Genomic DNA, 17,238 nt, shown 5'->3' on the forward strand with positions numbered 1-17,238 from the left:
GGGGGTCAGGTGGTGAGCAGATGGTGGGCCGCCGCGACGAGGGCGGCCAGGACGGCGGCGGGCACCAGCACCGCGACCAGTCCGTAGACGCGGTACGCGATCCGGGCGCGGCGCGGGTAGTCCGCCGCGGCCGGGTCGCGGCGGACGGTGAGACGCAGGTGGGCGACGGTCGAGGTGGCCAGTTCGGTGGCCCCGCACAGCTGACTGGCGATGCGGTAGCCGTCGAGCGGCGGGAGCGGGACGAGCATGGCCAGTGCCTGCACGCTGCCCAGGAGCAGCAGCGCGCCGAGTGCGTCATGGGTGGCGGCGTCCAGGGGGGCGAACAGCCACAGTGCGCAGAACGGGAGCAGGAACAGCAAGTTCATCACGGCGCCGGCCAGTGCCGTCTGGATGCGTTGCCAACGGGAGCCAAGATAGAGGTAGTTGTCGACCGTGCAATACATGATGATCACGGGCAGCCGCCACCGCAGTCCAATTTCGGCCACCGTGCCGCCATGGTGCCGGGCGACCACCCCGTGGGCCAGTTCGTGCAGCGCGGTACTGAACCAGAGCAGTGTGGCGGTTCCCACCAGCAGCACCGGATTGGCGAACAACTCCCTTGCGGCATCGAGCAGTTCGCCAGCCCGGAGGGCGACCACCGCCTCCATCGCCAGCACCAGCGCCAGCAGCGGCACCAGCCAGCCGGGCGCCAGCAGGAAGCCGACCGCCCGGTGCAGCCGGTCGGTGGTGGCGTCCGCGTCGGCGACCAGCCGGATGCTGCCGCGCAGCAGCCCGCGCTCCGGGTCCGTGCGCCCGGCGGACCTCGCGGGGGCGGATGCCGGCCCGTCGGCAGGGCGGGCGGGGGCCCCGGCCAGCAGCCCGCGCGTGCCCAGCATCCGCAGGATCTGCTGCCAGCGCGCGGCGTCGAGCCTGCGGCCGTACTCCCGCGCGTACTCCTCGCCGATCTCCGCCAGGCTGCGGCTTCCGTCCATCCGGGCGATCAGGAAGTGCTCCTTGGGTCCGACCCTGAAGGAGCCGCCGCCGACCGTGTCCTTGATCAGATGCACCGTCGCCGCGCCGTGCAGCAGCGCGTCGCTCAGCAGGACCTGCGGGCCCAGTTCGGGCCGGTACTCGGCGAGGCCCTCGACGGCCCCGGGCGGGGCGGCGCTCATCCCGGCTCCCTCAGCGCCCGGCCCAGGACGTGCGCGAGGTACGCCTCGTCGCGGATGGTCACATGCAGCCGGTTGTTGGTCATGTGCATGTATGGCGAGAGGAGCAGCGGCAGCGCGACCGCCGGATCGGTGACCCGTTCGTCGCGCTCCCCGTCCCAGGACCGGAACACCAGATCCCCGTTGAGCGTCAGCTCCACTGCTCGTCGCCGGAGTTCGGCGCAGTGCTCGGCCCATCCGGCCAGGAAGCCGGGCAGCCGCGCCGGGTCGTCCCCACCGGTCCCGACAGCCGTGTCCCCCGGTTCGGCCGGTTCGGCGACGGCGGCGCGTATGCGGGCGAAGCGGGAGGCCAGGCCGGGCGCCATGGCGGCGTAGTTGCGGTCGTACTCGTCGCTGCCGATGAAGCCGGTGCCCGGGAACGCCTTGTGCCAGAACTCGTAGTAGCTGTCCAGGTAGCCGGCGAGTTCCGTGCGGTCGGGCAGGAACGCGGCCGACATCACCATCATCAGCTGGGCGGAGGTGCCGAGCAGCACGGTGCGCAGATGGAGGTTCTTTGTCCGGAACGCGTCGATGACCAGGTCGCTGGAGTGCCGGAAGTGCCATTCGGCCAGCTCGATCCCGGCCGGTCCGCCGTACTTGCCGTACTCCGGCTCGTACGGTTCGGCACTGCGCGAGTTGTTCGGGCGCAGCCGCATGCGGCCCGCTTCGTCGGTGTAGTGACCGCGTTCGGCACCGGGGAACTCGATGTCGAACAGGGTGTTGTAGAAGTCGTTGAGGAAGCCGGAGTCCACCTCGTACAGGGCGGGGCGTTCGGTCAGGAACGTGTCCACCGCCGCCTGGGTCCGGCGCCGGACCTCGGCCTCCGCCTCCGGGGCGGCGGGCTTGATCCGGAGCCGGACGTGCGGCCCCTCCAGCCAGTAGTTGATGAAGAAATAGCCGTCGATCAGGCCGTCCGCCTCCAGTTCCTCGATCAGCGGGCGCACGCACTGCGTCAGCATGGGGCGGGGGTTGGCGGCGTAGAAGACGTGCGTGGCCTGCCAGGCCCCCGCCCGGTCGGTCCCGGTGGCGGCCGGCGTGGGCGGCGCTGTGCTCATGACGGGTTGCTCCTTTCGGCGGGGGCGGCGGTCTCCACCGCGAGTTCGGCGACGTGGCGGCCCCGGCCGGAGACGGTGTGCAGGCCGTCCTCGTCGGGGAGCATCTCCCGGAACACGACCCGTGCCCCGGTCGTCTTGATCAGGGCCTCGAACGCGGCCAGCGAGAGCGGGCTGTCGAAGTCGACGTAGGAGGGTTTGGCGCCGGTCGCGCCCCGCGCCCCGCTGTCGGCGACGGTCGCGAAGACCCGGTCCGGCAGCCCGTGGGCGCGGCGGAACGCGTGCCAGCCCAGGAACCACGCGTCGTCCGCGTCGGCCGGTGCGCGCAGCGGCAGTTCGGCTGCGGGCGCGCTCCAGCTGCGCCGGGCGAGCACCACGCTGCCGTGCCGGACCCGCGGCCTGCCGGTGACCCCGTTCACCGGCACGCCCTCGGGGACGCCGCCCCAGACGTTCAGCGGGGACATCGAGGTCGGCGAGAGCAGGAGCAGGGTGCGGGGCAGTTCCGGCAGGGCGAGCGGGACGAGGTAGCCGAGGTAGACCGGCACCACTTCCTTGCCCAGCCGGGTGGAGCGCAGCACCAGGCGGTCGGTGTCGCGGTCGTGGACGAGGTGGAGGTCGTCCAGGTGGATCCGGTTCCCCTCCGGCAGGGTGCCGCGCTCGCCGGGGCAGACGATCTCGTACTCGGTGAGCCGGCCGTGCAGGTTGAGGTTGCTGGTGACGGGCCCGCCGGTGACCTCGGCCAGGACGGCGCCGTCGGGCAGCAGGTCCGCGGTGGCGGCGAGGAGCTGCTCGTCGAGGCCGTCGAAGAGGTGGGTGAACCTGCTGAACGGGAACGACACCCCGCCGTAGGAGCGGTTGAGCACGACCAGCGGATCACCGGGCCGGTCGGCGATCTGTACATGGTGCGCGAGCGGGGCGAACTCACCGCGCACGGTGGCGAGTTCGGCGGCGACCTCGTCCAGGAGGGCGTCGTCCACCCGGATCTCCGCGTCACCGGGCCCCGACCGGTCCCCCGGGTTCGTCTCCCAGGCCGCCCACAGGGCACGCATCCGCTCCACGAAGGTCTGCCGGGCGGTGTCGAGCGCCTTGAGCTGCGGCAGCGAGAGCCAGTTCTCCTCGGGGACGTAGCTGCCGTCCGCGTCGAACGTGGTGCGCTTCGCGGTGAACGACATGTACTGGTCGAAGAAGTCCTCGTGGAAGTCGTGGACCAGTTTCAGCAGGTCGTCGCAGCGCCCGCCACGCCCGTACCGGGCGAGGAAGAACCCCTTGAACGTGATGCGCTGCGGCAGCGTCAGGTCGAAGGCGGGCAGCACCCGCTCCACCGCGCCGAGCGGTCCGGCCGCCAGTTGCTCCCAGGCGGAGGCGGACAGTTCGGTGTGCCGTCCGGCCGCCACGTCCTCGTAGAGGAGGGTCTGCGGGACGCGCGCCCCGTCCACGCCGAGTTCCTCCTCCTGGAGGGTGCGCAGCGAGGAACGCAACTCGCCCATCAGCGCACGGCGTTCGGCCGGATCCGCGTCGGCGAACCGCTCGATGCCGGACGCCGGTTCCTCCAGGCGGTCGGCGAGCCGGCCGGCCCAGGGGCGGCCGAGATCGCGCAGCGAGTGCTGGAGGGCGCGCAGCGGGTCGGTGTCGTGGACCTCGGTGCGCAGGCACGGCACCTGCACCATGCCGATGTCGAGGAGCGCCCGGAGGTACTGGGCGCACTCCTCGGGGTCCGCGTCCCGGTCCTTCGCGAGCCAGTCGGCGAGTTCCCCGTACCGGAGGGTGCCGCGTTCCTCGAACAGGCCGAGGAGGCGCTCCAGGGTGCCGCTGCGGCGCAGGAAGAACAGCCGGTCCTTCACCGCGTCGAAGGTGACGGCGGTGTCCTCGTCGCCCTGGGTGACCCAGCGCCGCACGTAGCGGACCCGGTCGTCGTCGCGGCCCCAGCCGGAGGCCGGAGCGACCGGCAGGTCGGCCCGGCGCACCGGGTCGGCGATCACGGCCTCGGTGAGCCGGCCGACGGCGGCGACGTTCAGCCGCAGCCGGCCGTCCCACACGTCCTCGACCCGGACCCGCAGGCTCTGTTCCCCGCCGCCTTCGCCGCCCTCGCCGAAGGTGCCGAGGGCGACCCCGGTGAAGGTGGAGAACGGGCTGGTCTTGCACGCCGTGCGGTACAGGTACGAGAGCAGCGAGCGCTCGATCTTGCGCTGCTTCTTGTCCGGTGGCACGGCGGCGTCGGAGCGCACGTAGGTGTCGAGTTGCGCGTCCAGGACCGGGGAGGCGAGCGGCAGCGCCCTGCGCAGCCGCTCCTCCCCCGCCAGGGCGCGCAGGTGTCCGCGGGCGCGGGCGGTCTCCTCGGCGAGCAGGGCGGCGCCCGCCGCCCGCTGCTCCTCCAGGCGGCGCCGGGCGGCGAGCCAGCCGGTCAGCGCCTCCCCGGCCGCGTCGCCCGCCGGTCCGAGGCCGCGCACCAGGGCGAGGGCCCGTTCGACGGCCTCCGGGCGGGGCAGCCGGTTGTTGAAGATGTCGCGGCGCAGCGCGAGCAGGGTGCGGCGCAGCGTCTCGTCGTCGCTGCCGCCGACGAGGTCGTGGAGCAGGTCGCCGAGCCGTTCGCCGTCGGCGCGCACCCGCTCGGTGGTGTGCAGGACGTCGTCGGCCCAGCGTCGGCTGTCCGGGCAGCGCAGGCCCCGCACGCTGTCGACCGGCAGCCCGGCGACCCGCAGCATGAAGCGGGGGCGGGTGACGGCCGCGGGTGCGGCGGTGGCCGGGTGGTCCGGCGTCATGGCGGGGTCTCCCCTTCTCGTTCCGGTCGTCTGGTGGTGCTCACGGGGCGGGCGTGCTCACGGCCCGGGGAGCGGCAGGGAGCGAGCTCCCGGGGTCGTCAGGGCCTGCCGGGTGGCCCCCGGTCGGTCGGGGGCCACCCGGCGGGCCCTCACGCGATCTCGTACCGGAAGTCGGCCGGGGCGGGCCGCTCGTTGCCGATCATCATGATCAGCAGCGGGGCCTCGCCGGTGCCGTCGAGGCCGAGTTCCTCGATGTACGAGATGTTGTCGAAGCCGAGCGCGACGCCGCAGCCGACGCCGACGGCGGACGCGGTGGTGTAGGCGGTCTGGGCGATCGCCCCGACGGTGGCGTTGACCAGGCGGTATCCGCGGTCCCCGACGGCGTCGAGGACGGCGTCGGTGCGGACGGTCGGCACCAGGACGGCCGCCGCCTGCTCCAGGTTGTAGTTCGACAGGAAGTAGTTCTTCTGGAGGAAGGCGCCCGGCGCACCGGCCTTCACCAGGCGCAGGGCGTGCGCGTCGGGGTCGTACTCGTACGCCCCCGGTTCGATGCCGTCGACGTGGCCGACGAACGCGTAGAGCTTCGCCAGCCGCTGTCCGCCGCTGTCCCCGCCGATCCGCGAACCGGCCACCGAGGCCGCCAGGCAGGAAGCCAACTGCTCGGCGGTCATGGGGTGCTGGGCATCGAAGCGGCCGAAGCTGCTGCGGCGGGCGCGCAGCGCCGTGCGGACGTCGGTGGCGAGCGGCGGGCACGGCGGCAGCGCCGTCACGGGGCGGTCCGGGACGGCGGGGTGCGCGGCGGCCGGGGCGAGGGACTCGGGGGCGGGGCGGTCGGTGGCCCCGGAGGCCGTCACTGCCTGCATCCGCCGCAGCGCGTCGAAGGTGAGGACGGTGCGCGAGCGCTCCCGGTCGCGGTGACGCACCGCCACCGACGACGGGGCCGGGGAGACGGGGCGGGAGGCGGCGGAACCGGCCCACTTCAGCGGGACGACGGCGAAGACGCCCTCCTCCGCCGTGTCGACCCCGAGGAGCCGCCCGAGCCGTTCCTCGTCGAACCAGAGCGCGGGCTCGACGGACAGCCCGCGCGCCCCGGCCCACATCCGCCAGGTCTGCACGCACGCGCCGAGGTCCATGGTCACGGCGTGGAAGGAGAAGTTGTTGTACTTGAAGGCGTTCTGCCAGTACTTGATGGACAGGACGAGGTACTGGTCGGTGTCCGGGCCCGGGGCGCCGTCGCCGAGCGCCGCCCGCACCTCACCGGTCACGTCGCCGGTCAGCAGCCGCCGCATGGCGTGGTGCCGGGTGGAGTAGTAGTGCACCCCGGGCGGCACCGGGCCGCCGGCCCCGGAGACCCAGTGCACGGCGACCGGGTAGAGGCCGCCGCCGGAGGCGGTGCCCCGGGACCAGTTGGCGAGCGGGTAGAACGGCAGGGCGTTCAGGTCGGTGTTGGCCTGGACGCCGAGACGGCGGCCGGTGAGCCCGTAGGAGTCGCGGAGCATCCCGGACAGCAGCGCCAGGTCGAACGCGCCGTCCCCGCCCGCGTCCGGGGCCAGGCCCCGGTCCAGGTCCGCGTGGGCCGGGTAGTCGCAGTCGGGCAGCGGCATGCTGTCGGTGCCGGGGTAGAACTTCGTCTTGCGCGGGCCGTCCGACCAGTTCGGCACGAAGTCGGCGGGGTCCATCGGGACCCGGCCGCGATGCAGGATCGCGGTGGCGTATTCATGGGCGTACCCCATGGCGGGCTCCTCGGTCACGGGAAGGGGTGCGGGGCGGTCGGCGGGCCGGTGGGCGCGGGCGGCCGACGGCCCCGGTCGGTCGGCGGTCATGGGAAGGGGTGCGGGGCCGGGTTGAGGTCGGCGTCGGTCAGATCGCGGTCGCGCAGCCCGGCGGCGCGCAGCGCGGTGCGCAGCCGGTCCATGCCGAGGGCGCGCTGCCGGCTCCAGCCGAAGTCGATCGGCAGCAGCCCCGGCACCAGGACGCTGACCGTGGTCAGGCCCAGTGCGCGCTGTTCCGGCATGGTCTGGTCGACGACGATCACGTCGAACCCGGCGGCGGTGACGGCGTCCACGCACCGGGTCAGGTCCTCGCGCAGGTCGTCGGAGACCGGCGGCACCGACCCGTCGCCGTACAGCGCGTCGAAGGACCGCTTCGGCGGGCGGGGCGCGCCGGGTTCGCCGATCAGGAAGTGCGCGTGGTGGCCCATCTCGGGCAGGCCGTAGACCAGCGGGTGGTCGTGCAGCGCCTCGACCCGGTGGAAGTCGGCGGCCATGGCGCGCAGCCGCTCCCCGTCGCGCTCCGTGCGGTGGGGCAGGTTCACCGCGTCGGTGGCGATCTCGCAGAGCGCCCCGGCGAGCGCGGCCTCCGGGTCGAGCCCGGCCCCGGCGCCGAAGCACATCAGGCCCGGCCCGCCGTCCCGGCGCACCGCCACCCCGGTGACGACGGGGATCGGGAAGCTGATCCGGGTGTCGAAGAAGCGGGCCTCGTAGCCGTACATCTCCAGCCGGTCGACCATCTGCCGGGTGGCGGGGCGGCGGCTGGTCGCCGGGTCGATCTCCGGCAGCGCGGCCCGCCCGTACCAGGTGAGCAGGAAGGCGTCGCGCTCGACGACCTCCATCAGACCGAAGTAGACCGCTTCCTCCGGGCAGCCGCCGGAGGCGCAGCCGTTGGAGCTCTCCTGGACGAAGCGGTTCTCCAGGCCGGGGGCGTGGTAGTACGTGAGGACCTCGGGCACCAGGATCGCGCGCCCGTCGCGCAGCGACCAGCCCTGGACCCAGGGGACCGGGCGGTCGGGGGTGAACGGGGCGACCCGGGGGTTGGCGCGGTGGAAGGCGTCCGAGTACAGGCCGCACACCCGCGGGTCGAGCGCGTGCTCGCCGCGGGCCCGCAGGGCGTTCAGGGAATCCGTCGTCCCGGCCCGCTTGGCCCGGGACCGCATCCCCGCGTACCGCTCCAGCCCCTCCAGCACCCCGATCCGCATGCTCTCGGCGTAGGTGTCGGCGTGGCCGCCCCAGAACGTCTCGCGCAGGTAGTCGCCCGAGCGCATGGAGAAGCAGCCGATGGCCGCGGAGGTGGAGGTGGAGGAGACGTCCTGGACGACGGACGGGCCGAGCGAGCCGCACACCGGGTTGGCGTAGGGCTCCACCGGCAGGTCGTACGTCTCGATGTCCCGGACCCGGAAGCCGCCGGGGCGGCGCTTGGGCGCGGGACGCAGGACGAGTTCGGCGGCCTCGGCGGTGTCGGACTCGGTGACCCCGCAGCGCGGGCACTCGGGGTCGGGGACGAACGGGTAGTGCCGGACCGTCAGCGTCTCCAGGTCCACCAGGTGCACGGCCGGGCGGACCCCGGTGTCCGGTCCGGCCCCGGCGAGCCTGGCGGCGACGAGTCCGGCGACGGCGTGCGCGGCGAACGGGGTCGGGTACGGGGACTCACCGGCCGCCCGGGTGCCCGAGCCGAGCTCCAGCGCCTCCCGCAGCGCGACCGAACGGACCGCCTGCCAACGCCGTTCCAGGCACCGGGCGCAGACCCGCCCGGCGGCTCCGGGGCCTTCGGGGGCCCCGGACGGGCCGACGGGTGCGAAGGGACCGACGACGACGTGCCGGCCGTAGAACCGCACGGGCACGGCGTCCCCGGCACCGGGGCGGTCGGTGCCGCCCGCGTCCGCCGGTTCACCGGCGAAGGCGTCGTGCACCCCGAGCGGGGCCACGTCCAGCGGAGGCGGCGTGCCGTGCCGGGCCAGCGCCTCCCGGAGCGCCGCCGCGAACACGTGCGCGGTCCGGGTCGGCGCGGGGATCTCCCGGACCGAGGTATCAGCGGGCATCGGAGCCGCCCTCCGCGTTCGCCGTGCCCGCCGCACCGCCGTCGACGGTCAGCAGCACCCGGGCGGTGCTGATGCCGCCCGCCGCGAGGTCGGCCGGGGTGGTCGGCACGTACAGGGCGTCGCGGCCCGCGGCCCGGAGCGCGTCGAGGACCGCGTCGAACGTGGTCGCGGGCCCGTCCACCGCGACCGGCGAACCGGCCACCGCGACGCTCGCCGCGGCGAGGTCCCGGACCAGCGGGTCGCCCATGTCCACCACCGTCCCCGGGTCCTCGGCGGCGAGCTGCGCCTGCCCGAGCAGGTCCCGCAGCGCCGCACAGGCCGCCGCCCGGCGCGAGAGCCCCGCACCGACCGCCCAGCGTCCCCGCGCGTTCCCGCCCTCGGCCTCCCGGGCCAGCACCGCGTGGGCCGTGGTGCGCCCCTCCTCGCCCAGGTCCAGCAGCTCCACCGCCAGGTCCAGGTTGGCGGCGGACTTCAGCAGGAACACCAGCTCCGGGTCGTCGCCGTCGGCGGCGACCGGGCGTACGTCGGTGGCGCCCCGGACGGCCCGCAGCAGTGCGTCGTGCGCCAGCGCCGACATCAGGCCGGTGCCCGCCGCCTCCCGCGCGTCGGCCCCGGCCCCCGAACCGGCGGCCGTCGCGAGGTGGACGCGGTCCCGGTTGTGCGCGCCGAAGGACCGCACGGCCGCGGCGGGCACCCGGACCGGGTCCTTTCCGGTGAGCGAGGTGGCGACCGTCCAGGTGTCCGGGAGCGCCCCGGTGCCGCCGCCGGTGGTCAGCGCGTCCGGGCCGAGCACCCGGTCCGTGCCCCCGCCCGCCGCCGGGTCGAGCGGCACCAGGTGCTCGACGTACGCGATCGCCGCCGTGTACAGGGCCCGCATCCGCGCGCCCGCCAGGTGGTGCACGTCGAAGGCGGCGATCCGCCGCCGCGCCCCGGCCCCGAGCGCCACCTCGACCCGGCTGATCTTCAGCGGGGTCTGGGTCAGCGCCTCGTCGTCCCAGCTCCGGAAGATCCCGGTGTGCGGGCGCACCAGGGCCGCGCTGTGCCGGTTCAGCTCGTCGACCAGGTCCTCGGCGTCGCGGGCGGTCTCCACGGTCGCGGTGACCGGCAGTGCCAGGCCGTCGGGCAGGTCCGCGGCGGGCCCGCGGTCGTCCGGGCCGGTGCAGCGTGCGCAGCGGGGGTGCGGGCCGACGGGTTCGGACATCACGTCCAGCGAGGCGAGGTCCTGGATCAGGACCTGCCGGTCGGTCTCCGCGGGCAGCGCGCCGGTGGTGAGGCGGAAGATCTCGTAGCCGAGGAGGTTGCCCACCATCGCGGCGATGGGCCCGGACAGGGTGTTGGCAGGTGCGGGGACCGCGCCCGCCGCCTGGCTCCACAGCTCGGCCGCCGCCCCGGCGTCCACGTTGCCGCCCAGCCGCAGCACGGCGCAGGACCAGCAGCCGGTGGAGGCGGCGGTGGCCAGCGGGCCCACGACCAGGCGCTCGCCGAACAGCCAGGCGGGGATCAGGGTCCGCCCCTGCGGCACTCCGGCGGCGAGCAGCCGGTGGGTGCGCGGCCCGGCCCCGGGGCCGGTCACCACGACGACGTCGTACCCGTCCAGTTCCGCCCAGCCGGCCCCCGGACCCGCGGTGATCCGGTCGGCGCGCGCGGCGGCCCGGCCCGCCTCGGCCGCGACGTCGCCGAACTCCGTGGTCGTGCCGATCCGCACGCACCCGTTGCGCAGCAGGCTCAGCGCGCACCAGCGGGCGATCTCGTCGTCGCCGAGCACGGCGACCCGGGTGGCGCGGAACCGGGCGAAGCGTTCGGCCGCGCCGTCGGCGTAGTGGTCGAGGTAGGCGATCTGCGCGGCGAACCGTTCGGCGACCTCGTCCGGCACCGCCTCGGGCCCGGTGCCGGGCTCGGGCACGTCGCGGGCGAACTCCCGTGCGTACAGCGTCTTGACGAGTTCCGCGGCCATCGCCCGCTGGGCCGGTCCGAAGCCCGCGCAGAGGTCGGCGAGCCGGTGGTGGCCGGTCAGGTGCGGGACGACGAGCGAGGCGAAACGGTAGGCGGTGCGGCTGGCCAGGTGGAACCCGCCGTCGGCGTTGTGGAAGAGCACCCCGCCGGGGGTCTCGGTGAACAGCACGTCCCGGCGGATGCGCGGACGGGTCGTGGCCAGCGCGTCGAACGTCGCGGTTCCGGGGACATCCTGCGCGCCCCCGGGTGCGGGCGCTGCTGCGGTGTCGGCCGTCCGGGCGGGCTCGGGGGCGCGTTCGGCGGTCTCGGCGGTCTCGGCCATGGGGGTCTCACACCTTCTCTGTGCGGCGGATGCGTTCCTGGTCGGTTCTTCGTGCGTGGGCGCGGAGCAGTGCGTGGATCCGGTACGGGCCGGGCGGGCCGTCCTCCAGCAGCCCGGCGTCGGCGAGCCGTTCCAGGGCCGCTTCGGTGACGTCCGGGACGTCGTCGGCCGTGAAGGTGCCCCCGGTGCCGGCGGCGGCCCGGAGGAAGACCTCGGACAGCCGTGGGTCGAGCCGGTTCAGGGCCCCGTCCAGGACGGCGGTCACCGACAGGCTCGGGGAGTCGGTGAGGGCGAGCCGGGCCAGCGGGTCGTCGCCGAGCCAGTCGACGGCGTCGCCGAGCCGCAGGGCGGGGCGGGTCAGCAGCCGGGCCGTCAGGATGCGCAGGGCGAGCGGGAGGTGGCCGCAGAGCTCCGTCAGCCGGCGGGCCGCGTCCGGTTCCGCCCCGACGCGTTCGGGGCCGAGGACGGAGACCAGCAGCGCGTACGACTCGGTGCCGGTGAACACGGAGAGCCGGTGCACCCACCCGCCGTGCGTGGCGACGAGTCCGGCGAGGCCCATCCGGCTGGTGACGATCACCGCCCCCTGCGCCTGGGCGACGGCGGGCAGCACCGGGCGCACCTGGTCGGCGTCGACGACGTCGTCGAGGACGAGCAGGACGCGTCCGCCGTCCCCGCCGGGGCGCAGGGCGGCCGACGCCTCCGCCGCGATGTCGGCGGGCGGGCGGGCCTCGCCGTCCGGCCGGGTGGCCCGGATGACCGGCCGGCCGCCCGGGAACGCGTCCCGCACCAGGTGGGCGACGTGGTGGGCCAGGGCCGATTTGCCGATGCCGGGCGCCCCCGACACCAGGATGGTGGGCGGGTGCCGGTCGGCGTCGTCGGCGGACGCGGTGAGCCGGGCCGTCATGGCGGCGGTCTCGGCCTCGCGCCCGGTGAAGTTCGGGACCGAGGGGGCCGTGGGCGGCCCGGCCGTACCGGTGGACGCCCCGACGGCGGCGCGCGTCCCGGCGGGAACGGCCGCGGACGGCGGCGGGACCGGGGCCGGGACCAGGGCCGGGACCGGGACCGGGGCCGCGGGCGGGACCGGGGCACCGGCCACCGCGTCCGTCCCCGAACGCCCGGACTCCCCGGCGACGGGCGCCGTCGGCAGCGGGGCCGGGACCGCTGCCGGGACCACCGGCCCTTCGAGCGCCCTCGCGTCGCCGTCGGCGATCCGCACGACGGTACGGGACGGCAGCGCCGCCCGGCCGTCCCCCGGCCCCAGGTCCTCACCGCGCAGGATCGCGAGCTCCAGCTGCTGGAGTGCGGGCGAGGGGTCGACCCCCAGCTCGTCCAGCAGGAACCCCTTGACCCTCCGGTACTCGGCGAGGGCCTGGGTCTGCCGCCCCGTCCGGTAGAGCGCCTCGATCAGCTGCTCGTGGAGCCGCTCGTGGCCCGGGTATACGCGCGTAGCAGTCCACAGTTCGACGAGCGCCTCGCCGTGACGTCCCAGCCCCAGCAGCAGGTCGCAGACCCGTTCCACGCTCCGCAGTCGCTCCTCGGCGAGGCGCGGCACCTCGTCCCGGTGCAGCACGTCGGAGCGCACGTTGGCGAGCAGGGAACCCTGCCACAGCGACAGCGCGTCCTTGAGCTCGCAGAGCTCCGCCTCCGGGTCGTGGGACAGGAGCACCGCGCGGCGCACCTGCTCCCGGAAGCCGAGCAGGTCGAGGGTGTGCGGCTCGGCGGTGATCCGGTAGCCGCCGGGAACCGCCTCGATCGACGTCTCGGTCACCCCGTGCTTGGTGAAGAGCCTGCGCAGCCGCAGCACACAGGTCTGGAGCGCGGCCTTGGCGGTGGCCGGCTGCTCCTCTCCCCACACGGCCCGCTGGAGGTAGTCGGCGGATACGACGGAGTTGGCGTGCAGGAGGAGTGCCGCCAGCAGGATCGTCGGCTTCGACGGCTGGAGCACGACGGCCTCGGGGCCGTCGGTGAGGGTCAACGGGCCGAGCAGCTGAAACCGCATCACCGCGGTCTAGTCCCAGCCGTTGACCAGCTTGCACACCGGTATCGGCCCGGTGGGCAGGTGGAGTCGGACGAGGATCGCCTCCACGTCCGTGCAGACCCGTTCGGCGACGGGCGCGGGCGGCTGCCCGACCGTCGCGGCCTGTGGGGAGGCGGGGGCGGCGGATGCGGCGCCGACCGGGAGCGCGAACGCGGCGAGCGCGAGGCCGGCGACGGCGACGGCGACGGCGCGGGCGACGGCGGCCGGCCGCCGTGAAAGCGAAGAACTGAACACCTTTGTCCCCTTCGGCTGTTGCGTCCTGCCGGGGGTCTCCCGGCAGGACGACCATGCCAGCGGGGAGGGCGCGGGAGCAGGGGCGACCGTGTCAGCTTGTTGCACGGCCCGCGGCAGCTTCGTGCAACCGGGCGCCCCCGCCCCGGAGCATCCGGTACGCCGCGCAACGCGCGCCCGGCCGGGCCCCGGGCCGGGCGCGGACACGACACCGGCCCCGGGGTGTTTGGAGGAACACCCCGGGGCCGGCCAGTCATCCTACGTCGGCGGTGTCGCCGCGCGGTTCTCGCGTCACTCGGACGCGATCGCGTTCAGGACGTTCATCCTGCCCGCCCGGAACGCCGGTACCAGGGCGGCGAACAGTCCGACGAAGGCCGAGGCGACGAAGACGGTGAGGATCGTCGGCCACGGGATCTCCAGGACGCCGAGGCCCTCCAGGGCCAGCAGCTTCTGGGCCGCCGTGCCCCAGCCCATGCCCAGCCCGAGGCCGAGCAGGGCCCCGAAGACCGCGATGACCACCGACTCCAGGCGGATCATCCGGCGCAGCTGGCGGCGGGAGAGACCGATGGCGCGCATCAGGCCGATCTCCCGGGTCCGCTCGACCACCGACAGGGCCAGGGTGTTCACCACGCCGAGCACCGCGACGACGATCGCGAGCCCCAGCAGCCCGTAGACGATGTTCAGCAGCTGGCCGATCTGGTCCTCCACCATCTCCTTGAAGTCCGCCTGATTGCGCACCTCGTACTGCGGGTACGGGGCGAGGGCCTTCTTCAGCGCGGCGTACGCCTCCTTCTCCTTGCCGTCCACGGCCTTGGCGAACATGAGCATGTTGTCCGGCATGGCGTCGGCGGGCAGGTACCGGGCGGCGGTCGCGGTGCTGACGTACATCGAGTTCGCGTCGACGGTCGCGTCGTCCGAGGTGATCGCGGCGACCTTCAGCTTCGCCGTCTCACCGCCCGTGAACGCGACGGTGATCCGGTCGCCCACCTCGACGTGGTGGTCGGCGGCGAACTTCTCGCCGACCGACATGGCGTCCGGGCCGTACGCGTCGTCGATCTTCCCGGCCACCGTCTCGCGGCGGAGGTCGTCCGGGTACGTGGGGTCGGCGGCGGACAGGCGCGCACCCTTCTCGACGGCGCCGTCCGGGGTGGTGAGCCGGGCGCCGACGACCTTGTACCCGGTGAAGTGCTCGATGCCCGGCGCGGACTTCACGGCCTTCACCGCCTGGTCCACCAGGAGCGCGCCCGCACCCCCCGTCGGCTGGATGATGAAGTCGGCACCGACCGACTTGTCGAGTTCCTCGGTGGCCGAGGCGACCATGGAGGAGCCGACGACCGAGAGGCAGGCCACCAGGGCGAGGCCGATCATCAGGGCGGCGCCGGTCGCCCCGGTGCGGCGCGGGTTGCGCAGGGCGTTGCGTTCCGCGAGTCGTCCGACGGGACCGAAGACCCGCAGCAGGATCATGCCGAGCACCCGGACCACGAGACCGGCCAGCAGCGGCCCGATCACGATGAAGCCGACCAGGCTGAGGACCACACCGACGCCGAGCCACAGCGCGCCCGTGCCCGACTCGCCGGCCCGCGTCGTGGCGTACAGCGCGGCGGCGCCGCCGAGCGTGAGGACCAGGCCGATCACGGCCCGGACCCGACCGGCGCGCACGTCCGCCGGGGTTCCTGCGTCGCGCAGGGCGGCCATCGGGGAGATCTTCCCGGCGCGGCGGGCCGGGATGTACGCGGCGACGACGGTGACGACGATGCCGAGCACGAGGCCGATCACCGGGGTCGCCCAGGTGACGGTGAGGTCCCCGGTGGACAGTTCCATGCCCACGGCGCCCATGAGCTTCATCAGGCCGACGGCGAGGCCGATACCGGCGCCGACACCCAGGACGGAGCCGACGACGCCCAGGAGCAGCGCCTCGATCAGCACGGACCGGTTGACCTGCTCGCGGCTCGACCCGATGGCCCGCATCAGCCCGATCTCACGGGTGCGCTGGGCGACCAGCATCGAGAAGGTGTTGACGATCAGGAAGATGCCGACGAGGAAGGCGATCCCGGCGAAGCCGAGCATCGCGTACTTCATGACGCCCAGGAAGGAGCCCATCGAGTCCTTGCTGGCGTCCATCGCCTCCTTCTGGGTCTGGAGCTCGTACCCGGAGGTTCCGCCGAGCGCCGCGGCCACGTTCTTCTTCAGCTCGGTGTGGGAGACGCCGGACTCGGCGGTCACGAAGACGACGCTGAAGACGCCGGGCGTGCCGAGCAGCCTCTTCTGCGCGGTGGCGGTGTCGAAGTAGACGGCCGCCGCACCGGGGTTGGTGACCTTGAACGTGACGATGCCGCTGATCCTCGTCACGAGGTCGCCGCCGGCGGTGATGGTGCGCAGGGTGTCGCCGAGCTTCAGGTGGTGCTTGTCGGCGGTGTCGGCGTCGACCATCGCCTCGGTCGGGCCGCGCGGCACGTGACCGGAGGTGATCTCCATCGAACGCAGGTCGTTCTTGGTCCAGTTGCGCGCGATCGTCGGCGCGCCCGTGGTCGAGCCGATGTTCTCGTCGTGGCTGTCGACGACGGTGACGGACGTGCTGACGACGGCGCCCTCGGCGTACCGCACGCCGTGCGCGCCGGCCGCCCGCTCGACGGCGGCGGCGGGCACGGTGGCGGGCCTGCCGTTCCCCTGGGGCGGGGCGTCGTCCTCGGGCTTCTCGGGCCTGACGGTGACGTCGGCGGCCGTCGCGGCGAAGAGCTTGTCGAACGTGGTGTTCATGGTGTCGGTGAAGACGAGCGTGCCGCACACGAACGCCACCGACAGCAGGACCGCGACGGCGGACAGCGCCATGCGCCCCTTGTGCGCGAGGAAGTTGCGTCTCGATGTCTTCCAGACGGTCATGACGTCCGCCCGCGCGCGTCGAAGTCCTTCATCCGGTCCAGGACCTGGTCCGCGGTCGGCTGGTGCATCTCGTCGACGATGCGCCCGTCCGCGAGGTACAGCACCCGGTCCGCGTAGGAGGCGGCGACGGGGTCGTGGGTGACCATCACGATGGTCTGGCCGAGTTCGTCCACCGACCTGCGCAGGAAGCCCAGCACCTCGGCGCCGGACCGCGAGTCCAGGTTCCCGGTGGGCTCGTCGCCGAAGATGATCTCGGGGCGGGCCGCGAGCGCCCTGGCCACCGCGACCCGCTGCTGCTGCCCGCCGGACAGCTGGGTGGGCCGGTGCTTCAGCCGACCGGAGAGGCCGACCGTCTCCACGACCTGCTGGAGCCAGGCCGCGTCCGGCCTGCGGCCCGCGATGTCCATCGGCAGCGTGATGTTCTCCAGTGCGTCCAGCGTGGGCAGCAGGTTGAACGCCTGGAAGATGAAGCCGATCCGGTCGCGGCGGAGCTGGGTGAGCTTCTTGTCCTTGAGCCCGGATATCTCCGTCTCGTCCAGGAAGATCTGACCGGACGTCACGGTGTCCAGCCCGGCCAGGCAGTGCATCAGGGTCGACTTGCCGGAACCGGACGGTCCCATGATGGCGGTGAACTGCCCGCGGACGATGTCCACGTCGACGTGGTCGAGGGCGACGACCCGGGTCTCCCCCTCCCCGTACGCCTTGACGACCTGCCGTGCTCGTGCGGCGACGGCCGTACGCCCTCCAGCGCCCCCATGCCTGGGAATGGTCACAGCCGTTGTCACAGTTCTTCTCCTAATTTCGGTCGATGTTCGAGATGTCGCGGCGTACGGGTACAGCGTGAGGTTCACGAGGGGTCCGGCGCGCTGGGGCATGACCCCGACTTCGGGTGGGGTTTTCCCCACCCCGCCCCGTGGCCGGCCGCGTCCGCGGTGTGGCGGTGCGCTGCGGAAACACGCTACGGAACGCCCTGCGACCGCCACGTCGTCCGCCGGGACGAAC

10 protein-coding genes are annotated in these 17,238 nt (G+C 74.1%); all 10 read right to left on the reverse strand.

The features are described from left to right. Positions 1-5 precede the first annotated feature (5 nt). Positions 6-1,151: a M50 family metallopeptidase gene (locus tag ACFC79_RS11660; RefSeq protein ID WP_376238342.1), complete on the reverse strand. Its 1,146-nt coding sequence runs from the start codon at positions 1,149-1,151 to the stop codon at positions 6-8. Continuing rightward, a complete protein-coding gene (locus ACFC79_RS11665; protein ID WP_376238345.1) occupies positions 1,148-2,242 on the reverse strand; it encodes a lantibiotic dehydratase C-terminal domain-containing protein in 1,095 nt (364 codons plus the stop codon). Before ACFC79_RS11665 ends, ACFC79_RS11660 begins: the two co-directional genes overlap by 4 nt. Further along, complete coding sequence (locus ACFC79_RS11670) at positions 2,239-4,998, reverse strand: lantibiotic dehydratase (RefSeq protein ID WP_376238348.1); 2,760 nt, start codon at positions 4,996-4,998, stop codon at positions 2,239-2,241. Before ACFC79_RS11670 ends, ACFC79_RS11665 begins: the two co-directional genes overlap by 4 nt. Before the next feature lie 149 nt (positions 4,999-5,147). Continuing rightward, positions 5,148-6,731 carry a nitroreductase family protein gene (locus ACFC79_RS11675; RefSeq protein ID WP_376238925.1) on the reverse strand — a complete coding sequence of 528 codons (1,584 nt, stop codon included), beginning with the start codon at positions 6,729-6,731 and terminating at the stop codon, positions 5,148-5,150. Between the two features lie 86 nt (positions 6,732-6,817). Further along, complete coding sequence (locus ACFC79_RS11680) at positions 6,818-8,812, reverse strand: TOMM precursor leader peptide-binding protein (protein WP_376238350.1); 1,995 nt, start codon at positions 8,810-8,812, stop codon at positions 6,818-6,820. Beyond that, positions 8,802-11,087 carry a TOMM precursor leader peptide-binding protein gene (locus ACFC79_RS11685; protein WP_376238353.1) on the reverse strand — a complete coding sequence of 762 codons (2,286 nt, stop codon included), beginning with the start codon at positions 11,085-11,087 and terminating at the stop codon, positions 8,802-8,804. Before ACFC79_RS11685 ends, ACFC79_RS11680 begins: the two co-directional genes overlap by 11 nt. Positions 11,088-11,094: 7 nt before the next feature. Beyond that, positions 11,095-13,086 carry a BTAD domain-containing putative transcriptional regulator gene (locus ACFC79_RS11690; protein ID WP_376238355.1) on the reverse strand — a complete coding sequence of 664 codons (1,992 nt, stop codon included), beginning with the start codon at positions 13,084-13,086 and terminating at the stop codon, positions 11,095-11,097. A gap of 9 nt (positions 13,087-13,095) precedes the next feature. Continuing rightward, the gene (locus ACFC79_RS11695) at positions 13,096-13,359 is read right to left on the reverse strand and encodes a hypothetical protein (RefSeq protein WP_376238357.1); all 264 of its coding nucleotides are present in this window, start codon (positions 13,357-13,359) and stop codon (positions 13,096-13,098) included. Positions 13,360-13,647: 288 nt separating this feature from the next. Further along, positions 13,648-16,236 (reverse strand): ABC transporter permease, encoded by a 2,589-nt coding sequence (locus tag ACFC79_RS11700; RefSeq protein WP_376238360.1) that lies wholly within the window; start codon positions 16,234-16,236, stop codon positions 13,648-13,650. Beyond that, complete coding sequence (locus ACFC79_RS11705) at positions 16,233-17,021, reverse strand: ABC transporter ATP-binding protein (protein WP_376238362.1); 789 nt, start codon at positions 17,019-17,021, stop codon at positions 16,233-16,235. Before ACFC79_RS11705 ends, ACFC79_RS11700 begins: the two co-directional genes overlap by 4 nt. Between the last annotated feature and the right edge of the window lie 217 nt (positions 17,022-17,238).

This window comes from Streptomyces sp. NPDC056061 (assembly GCF_042266885.1).
GTDB lineage: Bacteria > Actinomycetota > Actinomycetes > Streptomycetales > Streptomycetaceae > Streptomyces.

Bases quoted from the DNA above. Each gene is read 5' to 3' on its own strand.
- ACFC79_RS11670 (WP_376238348.1), bottom strand. From the start codon at position 4,998: ATGACGCCGGACCACCCGGCCACCGCCGCACCCGCGGCCGTCACCCGC.
- ACFC79_RS11675 (WP_376238925.1), bottom strand. From the start codon at position 6,731: ATGGGGTACGCCCATGAATACGCCACCGCGATCCTGCATCGCGGCCGG.
- ACFC79_RS11685 (WP_376238353.1), bottom strand. From the start codon at position 11,087: ATGGCCGAGACCGCCGAGACCGCCGAACGCGCCCCCGAGCCCGCCCGG.
- ACFC79_RS11660 (WP_376238342.1), bottom strand. From the start codon at position 1,151: ATGAGCGCCGCCCCGCCCGGGGCCGTCGAGGGCCTCGCCGAGTACCGG.
- ACFC79_RS11680 (WP_376238350.1), bottom strand. From the start codon at position 8,812: ATGCCCGCTGATACCTCGGTCCGGGAGATCCCCGCGCCGACCCGGACC.
- ACFC79_RS11665 (WP_376238345.1), bottom strand. From the start codon at position 2,242: ATGAGCACAGCGCCGCCCACGCCGGCCGCCACCGGGACCGACCGGGCG.
- ACFC79_RS11700 (WP_376238360.1), bottom strand. From the start codon at position 16,236: ATGACCGTCTGGAAGACATCGAGACGCAACTTCCTCGCGCACAAGGGG.
- ACFC79_RS11690 (WP_376238355.1), bottom strand. From the start codon at position 13,086: ATGCGGTTTCAGCTGCTCGGCCCGTTGACCCTCACCGACGGCCCCGAG.